Origin of the sequence: Leptotrichia trevisanii DSM 22070 (assembly GCF_000482505.1) — a bacterium.
Lineage (GTDB): Bacteria > Fusobacteriota > Fusobacteriia > Fusobacteriales > Leptotrichiaceae > Leptotrichia > Leptotrichia trevisanii.
Genome location: NZ_AXVL01000059.1, coordinates 1 through 8,402 on the forward strand (window position 1 = coordinate 1; position 8,402 = coordinate 8,402).

At 35.1% G+C, this 8,402-nt stretch carries 1 protein-coding gene; it reads right to left on the reverse strand.

Annotated elements, in window-relative coordinates:
• The coding region (locus tag K324_RS14675; protein WP_036095414.1) for an autotransporter-associated N-terminal domain-containing protein at positions 1–8,402 on the reverse strand (8,402 nt) is incomplete at both ends.

The window sequence follows — 8,402 nt, forward strand, 5'->3', positions numbered from 1 at the left end:
ATCCTCCCGCATTACTGTACCAGTCAGGCATTCCTGCTGTATCAGTCTTGAATTCGTTTCTTTGTCCAAATGCCTTGAACTTGTTAGAGTCTTTAGAACCATTAGAATCATTTCTAAGTCCCTTGATTTCTCCACCGATAATATCAGATGTAGCCTTGATTCTTTGTTGAACTCCACCATAAATGTGTCCTCTCATCTGATCGAACGCTTGAGCCAAGATATGTCCTTCCCCATTACCTAAGCTGTTAAGTTTGTTGAAGATAATTTTTTCAGGACTTCCTGGACGTGCAATTTCATAGATGTTATCCAGGTTGTTAGTAAAGTTTACAAGAGATTTATCATCATCAAATGCGAATGAGTGGTAAGGTACCTTACTCATGTACACTTCTGATAATTGATTATTTGCATCAAGTTTTGCTTTTACTTGCCAAGTTAAACTTGCTGACAGTGGATTAACAATTGCTCCACCTGGCAATTTACTTAACGCATCATTAAATGGTTTCAAGATATTGCTCTTTGTAACATTTCCGTTAGCGTCAACCTTATCTCCAATTCTGATTGCCTTAGAGTTTGTATATAGTGTTGCTTCTGGCCCGAAGTATAGATTTACTTCTGACAATTTAGGTAAGTTTTGAATTCCATCAATTGGGTTAGTGTATCTAACACCTGAAGTATCTACATACATTCCAATGCTTGTAACTTCTGAAAGTTGCGGTTTTTTGTGGTGAGGCCAAGCTGGGTTACCCCATTCATCCTTAGTATTAAGATCAATTATTCTTGTTCCACCAGTTTGAATGCTGCTTGAAACAGTTATGTTCTTAGCCCATTGTCCAGTATTTGCGGCATCACTTTCAACATCGAATACAGGAGTATCAATACCATCCACAGAAACTTTTGTTAATGGTACAGTGTCAGGTACTGTTATAGTTGTTCCTACACCTGTTGTTTTTACATTACCTGAAGCAACGTATTTAATTGCAGCTGTTTTTCCTTCTTCTGTTCCTTTGTATTGGTTTGTACCAGAATCTTCATTATCAGTTTTAGCCTGAAGGTTATCTGTAATAATTCCTACTGAACCAGTACCTGTAACTTTAATTGTTCCATAGTTCTTGATGTATCCATTATTAATTGCAACTACACCTTTAACACCTTCTGCATCTCCTGTGATTGTACCATAGTTTTCTCCTTGTGCACCTCGATCTAAGTACATTCCTATTGCATTCTTACCTTGAAGATTAATAGTTCCGTAGTTTACAGCTTTAGATCTTGCACCAGTTGCAAACATTCCGATACCTTCTTTTTCCTTGACGTTGATTGTACCTCTATTTACAACATATCCTTCATCTTCAGTTCTTACAAATTTTCCTTCGTCGTTGTAAATATTACGTCCAGCTGCCATACCTGCTGAATATTTTTGGTTTTCAGTATCTGACATTGATGTAATAATTGTTCCGTAGTTTGTTGATGCGACATTAGGGTTTGTTGAAACAATTCCCAAGTTTCCGTATCCTAAATGAGCACTTGAACTTCCATTTACAGTTAATAAGTTGTTTTGAGATCTCAAGTCGATTGTTCCAAAGTTATCAACACTTCCTGCTGTATAGTAAGCAGTGTTGTAGTCACCATTCATTGTTACGTTTGCAAATGAACTAGCCTTTGAGTTTTTGTCAGCTGAGTAGTAGTACACGGCATTTCCTTGTTCATAAACTTCTTCTGGTACTTTTGGATTGCTTGGCGGTGTTGAAACAACAAGTCCACCTGCATTTTTATTGGCTGCTAGTACAATTGACGGAGCGTTAGTCGGTGTCAAGCTTGAAACTTTTCCTTTTGCATCAAGAGTGTAGCTTCCATCTCCAATTTTAACAGTTGTTCCATTAGTTCCACCTGCTTCAGCATTTGAGTTTTTAGCCAATACAATTCCGTAAGAGTATCTGTCAATATCCATATCCGCACTTACTTCCACATTTCTGTTTCTACCGCTTAACAATGAGTTATCTCCAATGTAAACTCCGTAAGCCGCATCAGTTTGTCTTCCTGGAAGTAATTCTGAGGCTTGTGAATAAGCAGTTTGTCTGTTAATTGGGTAAGCTGAAGGATTTGTTGTTATAGCTTTTCCTGTTGTAGTTTGAACATGTCCTAAGACAGTATCGTTACCTACTAACAGTTTAGTCCCTTTTCTAACTTCAACTGTTCCATCTCCTGAATAAATACCGTAACTGTTACTGTTTACAGTTATTGTACTTGTAGTATGATCGGCTTTTTCACCAGTTATGATGTTATATCCGTAAATTCCGAATCCACCGATATTTTTTCTTGAAGTAGTTCCTACTTTAATATCTCCGTAGTTTTCAATCCAAGTATTTGCAGCTGTAGTATGATCATTTGCCATGATACCTGCATTTACTTTTTTAAGATCAGCTTTATCAACGCTTGAGGCATCTACATTTAATGAATCATTTAATTCAATATTTCCGTAGTTTACTAATCTACCTCTATTAACTATTGCACCGTAAGATCTCACGTTAGTCTTGGAAGTATCTTCCTTGATATTCCCATAGTTATATACGCTATCATTAGCATCAGTATTTACCAACATTCCAGCAATACCTCTTGTAGTACCTTTACCTGGATTAATTGTTCCTGGAGATGTTTGAGCTTTTTCCACAGCCAATGTCAAGTTTGTATCTCCATTATTGTTGAACTTGATATCTAGGTAGTTTTTAGCTTTTGTTTGTGTATTTGACATAGTAGAGCTTAAAATCATTCCAAATCCTTTTTTGTCATTATAACCTTTATAGTTGTAGTTCAATGTTTTTGGAGTACCTAAACGATCACTTGATGTTGCAATAGTTGAGTCATCAGTTGCCCAAATTCCTGCCCCGTTACTTCCTGTATCTACTGTAAGTCCTGTAGAATCACCTTTAAATCTGATGTCAGCACTTTCACCATAAATACCTATACCATTTTGGTAAGTCAAGATGTCAGCAGTACCACCAATTCCATTGTTCTTAGTGTTCAATGTAATGATTCCACCTCTTCTGTCAGGATTGGCATCTTTGTCTTTTTCAACTAATGCAATACCTACACCACGTAATTCTGTATTTTTTTGTGTAGCTGTGTCAGCAGTACCACCTGCTCCGTGATTTACTCTGATCGCATCAACTTGTGAAGCATTTTGGTTATCATAAGAAATTGTTACATTTGATTTTTGTGCATGTTCGTCAGTTCTTATAACAGAGCCAGACTGATTAACATTTGCTGCATAAATACCAACTGCTAATTGTCCATCAACTTCAACAATACCATCTTTATTTTCGATAGTTACTCTGTTGTTTCCATATCTATTTCCACCATAATTTGAGTGTTCTGTAACATTATTAGTAGAAATTCCTACAATACCATAGTTTTTACCTGTTGGTTTAGTTTCTACGTCTAATCCTGTTCTTGCTTTAATTGCATTTGTTGCACCTGTTGAGGCAATTGTTTCCTGAGTGATAGGGTTATATTTTCCAGTTACAAAAATTTTACCTTTATTTGTTAATATACTGTCATCAGTTCCTACAATACCTTTTCCGTGATCCACAATAACTTTACCGGCAGATTCATTTGAAATAGTTCCGTAAGCAACATTTACACCAGTAATATCAGAGTCTTTAGTTCCACCCCAAAGACTAATTGTACCTTTATTTACATATCCTGATTTAGTATTGTCTGTTTTTACCCAATTTGAATTAGCCTTGTTTAAAATATCCCAACGGTAAAGTGAGTTAGCCATGCTTAATCCTTGTCCAGCTAATAAAGATCCCACTTTTGAATTACCAATATCTCCATATACATTTTTACCAGTATCAATCGTTACTTTTGTACTTTCCATTTTAATGTTATTAAATGGATCTACAGCTGTATTATCAACTTTTGAACCAGCACTTACAGATTTTGCTCCACTTAAACCATTTGAAAGTGCGAAGTTTTCCAATTCTACGTCAGTACCTATTTTTAATTCACTGTTAATAATAGTGCTGTTAAACTTAGTAGCTGTTGACGTACTAGCCTTGTTTGAAGTACCTTTATTGTTTATTGTCATTCCACCAGCATATTCTCCGATACTAGCCAAATATTCACTGCCATCTCCATCTTTATGACTACCCCAGTTAAGTTCTTTTTCAGCCTGATTAATCAATCCTAAATCAATTTCTCCACCTGAAACAAGATTTAAAGTAACTTTTGACATTCCTCTGTATCTTGCTCTATCCCAAGCAATATCATTAGGTGCCGAAGGTCTTGTAGCCTCTTTGTAGTAATCAGAATATGAGTTATATTGGAAATTATTTATTGAATTTGGTCTGTGATGATATTCATTACCAGTCAAGAAATATCCATCATACATATCTATGTTTGTTGTATTATTAAATGTAATTCCTGCATCATCTGTTGCAGTAGTACGTCTTGCATAGAATACTGGTACATTAGTATGATCGTTTCTCACTCCACCATTTAATGTAGATGAACCTCTTCCACCTCTTGTTTCTCCAACTCCTATTGTTGCACCATCTGTTGCAGCTCCTGTCTTACGTGTTACACCGATATTGTTTTGATGAACTATATCTCCAGCATATTCAACATATCCTCCATTTGTTGCATATAAAGCACCATCAGTACCAGTAACAGTTGTTATCTTAGAATTTTGATATATAACATTAGAACCTGTTCCTGAAGCATAACCAGCTAATCCATAGATTAATGAACTATTAGCAGCTGCCAATGCTGATTTATCTGAATTTGCCGCTTCTTTTGTAGATGCTGATTTAGTTGCTCCTTTAATAATTACATCTCCACCATTTAATGCATAAGCTGCTATATTTTGATAAGCGTATTTAGTATCGTCCCCAACTCTTCCATTAACAGGGCCTGTATTTGTATTAGCTCCCGCAGAATCATTTGTAGTACTGAATAGCATATTATCTGCAGCAACAATGTTTCCATTTATAATAACTGATGAACCATATCCTGTTTCAGTTCCTTTCATTGTTGTATATGTTTCATTGTTTGATTTTTTAACTCTGCTTACTGAATCTTCTGCATAACCAATTATAGATTTGTATCCTCCAGCTCTTGTACCTTTAGTTACAGTTACCTTACCACCTTCTTCTGCTCTATATGCCGAACCTTCCTTAGACACCATATCAACAGCAGAGTTTACTTTAACTTCTGTCGGATCTCCCTCTATAGCAGAATTAAAGTTACCACCAAATTTATGAGTTTCATTTTTAAATGTTCCTTTTGCAAATGCTATAGTTGTTCTAGTTGAAATATTATCATATGGAACAGCATATCCCCAGTAATTTTTTCCACCATATTCCATTTCCCCATCAGAAATAGTTTCTTTTACTAATGCTCCATTTGCAACGGTTGTATTATTGTTAATGTCTAGTACAGTTCCGTTATCTGCATATGCAAGTACTGTATTTACTGCATGAGGTCCTACTCCTATATTAAGGTTTGTAACTTTTAAATCCCCAATGTCAGAAGGACTGTTTGTTTCTCCAATATTTTTTGTGTGTATGCCTTTTCTTTGTCCAGAAGACGCATATATTCCTACATTTCCAGTACTAGTTCCAGTTGTTGCTTCACGACTATTAAAGTTTCTTCCGATTATACCTTGTAATTCAAGTGCACTTCCCTTAAAGAATCCAACTCCTGAATTATTAGTAGGATTTCCATTTTGATGAAAATAATCTCCACTTCCATTTCTGAAATATGCAATTGTATTACTATTACCATCTACTTCTATTTGACGTAATTTAATTTCTCCATCTTTTACATATCCTAAATTTGCAAATACAATGTTATTGTTATATCCTGTTGCAGAATTTAATGAACCTACTTTAACTCTTCCATATTTAGAAGAACTGTTAATATTTATAGGATCTTTTCCACTAATAACAGTAAGTTTATCTGCATATGTTCTATTCAGGTATCCAACATTATTATCTGACATTATTGTCATATCAAGTCCATATTCATCGTTTGCACCTGATAGTTTTACTTCCCTATTAGAACTATTCATTACACCGTCTCTGATGTTAATACCAATATTATTTCCACCAGTTAATGTCATATGTGTCCAACCTGTTCCTGGACTACCTGTAAATTCTATTTCCTTATTTTGAATTCCATTGTTATCAATTTCAATCCCAATCGCATGTCCATTTACATAAAAATCAGTATTAGGCTTAACAGTTAATTTTGCAATATTAATCATATGTACACCAGCAGTATTTGTATTACCACCATTTATATTAAATGTACTTCCTTCAATTGTTTCAGCAGTAGAGCCACCATTGTATGTAATCCCAGTAGATCCAGCTCCACTTACGTTAAATACGGAACCTGACACTGTGGTATTTGTATTCGTATTTTTCAAAATACCATTACTTGAACCACCATTTATATTAAATGTTGTATTGCTTACAGTTCCTAAATTAGAACTAGTATCAGCATAAATACCATTACTATAACTACTATTCACATTAAAAGTATTAGCCCATTCTGGATTAACTGAAGTATCTTTTGATACAGTAGTTAGTGTACCCTTTACATAGATACCATTACCATAATTACCATCTATTGTAAAAGTGTTTCCAAGTGCATTATCTACTGTTGTGCCAGTATTAATAAAAATACCATTATTATTTTCACCAATTAACTTGTAAATTCCTCTATCTACATTTGTTGCTTTTGTATTAGCTTTCCATAGAGCAACTCCAGTTCCATAAGTCCCATTTAAAGTGAATTTTGAGTTATATACAGTATTTCCTGTTGCTCCACCATTTAATGAAACTGCTGTATTTCTATTACCATTAATATCAAAAGTTGAATCATTTAGTTCTAATTTTCCTGTTCCTAACATGTTAATACCATTATTATAACTTCCACTAACAGTGAAAGAAGTATGATAAACATCTGTTTTTCCTGATGAATTTGATAAAATAGCATTATTTTTTATTCCACCTTGAATATTAAAAGTAACCCCACTTCTACTATTTCTTCGTACTATGTAAAAGTCCGTTCCATGTTGCCTTACCTGATCTGTATTGACATTATAATAAGGACTACCTTTAGCCAATTCTTCGCTTGTAAACCGTACTCTTACTCCATTTGAATCTGCTACATAATAATAATAGTTTTGACTTCCTGCATTACCATTTACAGTTAATGTACTGCTTCCAACTACATTAATTCCATTATGTTCATTAAATTCATCACTAGTTGCATTTAAATTTCTCCGAGTACCGTCACCTCCACTATTTGCAGCAATATTGAAAATACTATTTTTAACTGTTAAATTTTTATTTGCTAAAACAGCTGCTCCACGGCGGGCATTAGGAAAAGTTTGGACTACTCCTCCACCAACTTGATTACTTGGAAGGTTAAATTTTTTCCAAGTTTCATCATGTCCGTGATAACCACTATCTAAATGATTTAGATTAGTATCATCTTCATTGTCCGAGTCTACATAAACAAATCTATAATATGAATCATTTAAAGCATAATAAGGCCACGTTCCATTATCAGAGTAATGATTGTGTCTTCCTCCTACAAAAAACTCTCCACTTATGTTACTAAATCCTCCAGTTGCTGCTGTTGAAGTATCAGATTGAGTTGTGTCTGTTGCATTGTATCCATAAGTATTATAAAACTTCCCTGATGTTGCATTAAATGTTCCTGTATTATTTCCTACATTATTTTCATTTTTATAACTATTATTATTAATATTATTATTTACTCGAGCTTCATAATCCAATGTTGTTGAATACGGCACCACCCCAAAAGTTCTTGTTACACGATATGGTATATCACGTCCATAATATCCAGCTGGTGGTTTAGCAGCTTCAGGATTCAATTCTGGTGCATTTGGCAATGTCATCGCATCCATCTTAGTCACTTCAGTTGGCTCATAAGCCTTGTAAACATTAGCCGGATTGATAGTTAATGCATCAGGCTCCTGATTTCTTGACACATGCAGTTTAGTTGCCCCGTAAGCATTTTTATTGGCATCAAAAACATATTTAGTCAAGTCATTATCTCTTCTGTAATATTCCAGGAACTTACCACCACGTCCCCTGTAGGTAGTTCCCCAGTCGTTATTTGCAAATCCTGTACCGAACTGGAATGAAGCCCATGGGCTCTTGATTACCTGATCCCCCTGTTGTAACAGCATTGCAAGTTCTCTTTCGGCCCCTTTTAGAGATTTTTCATTTTCCTTTCTGGCACGTATGAAAGACTGCCTAAGATCGGTTATGGCATCATAAGTCTGAGCAGACACTTCCTGCTGTTCAGCTTCCACGTCGGCGTGAAGCCTAGGTGCAAAAGTAAGAAGCCCGGTAACAAGGAAAGTGATT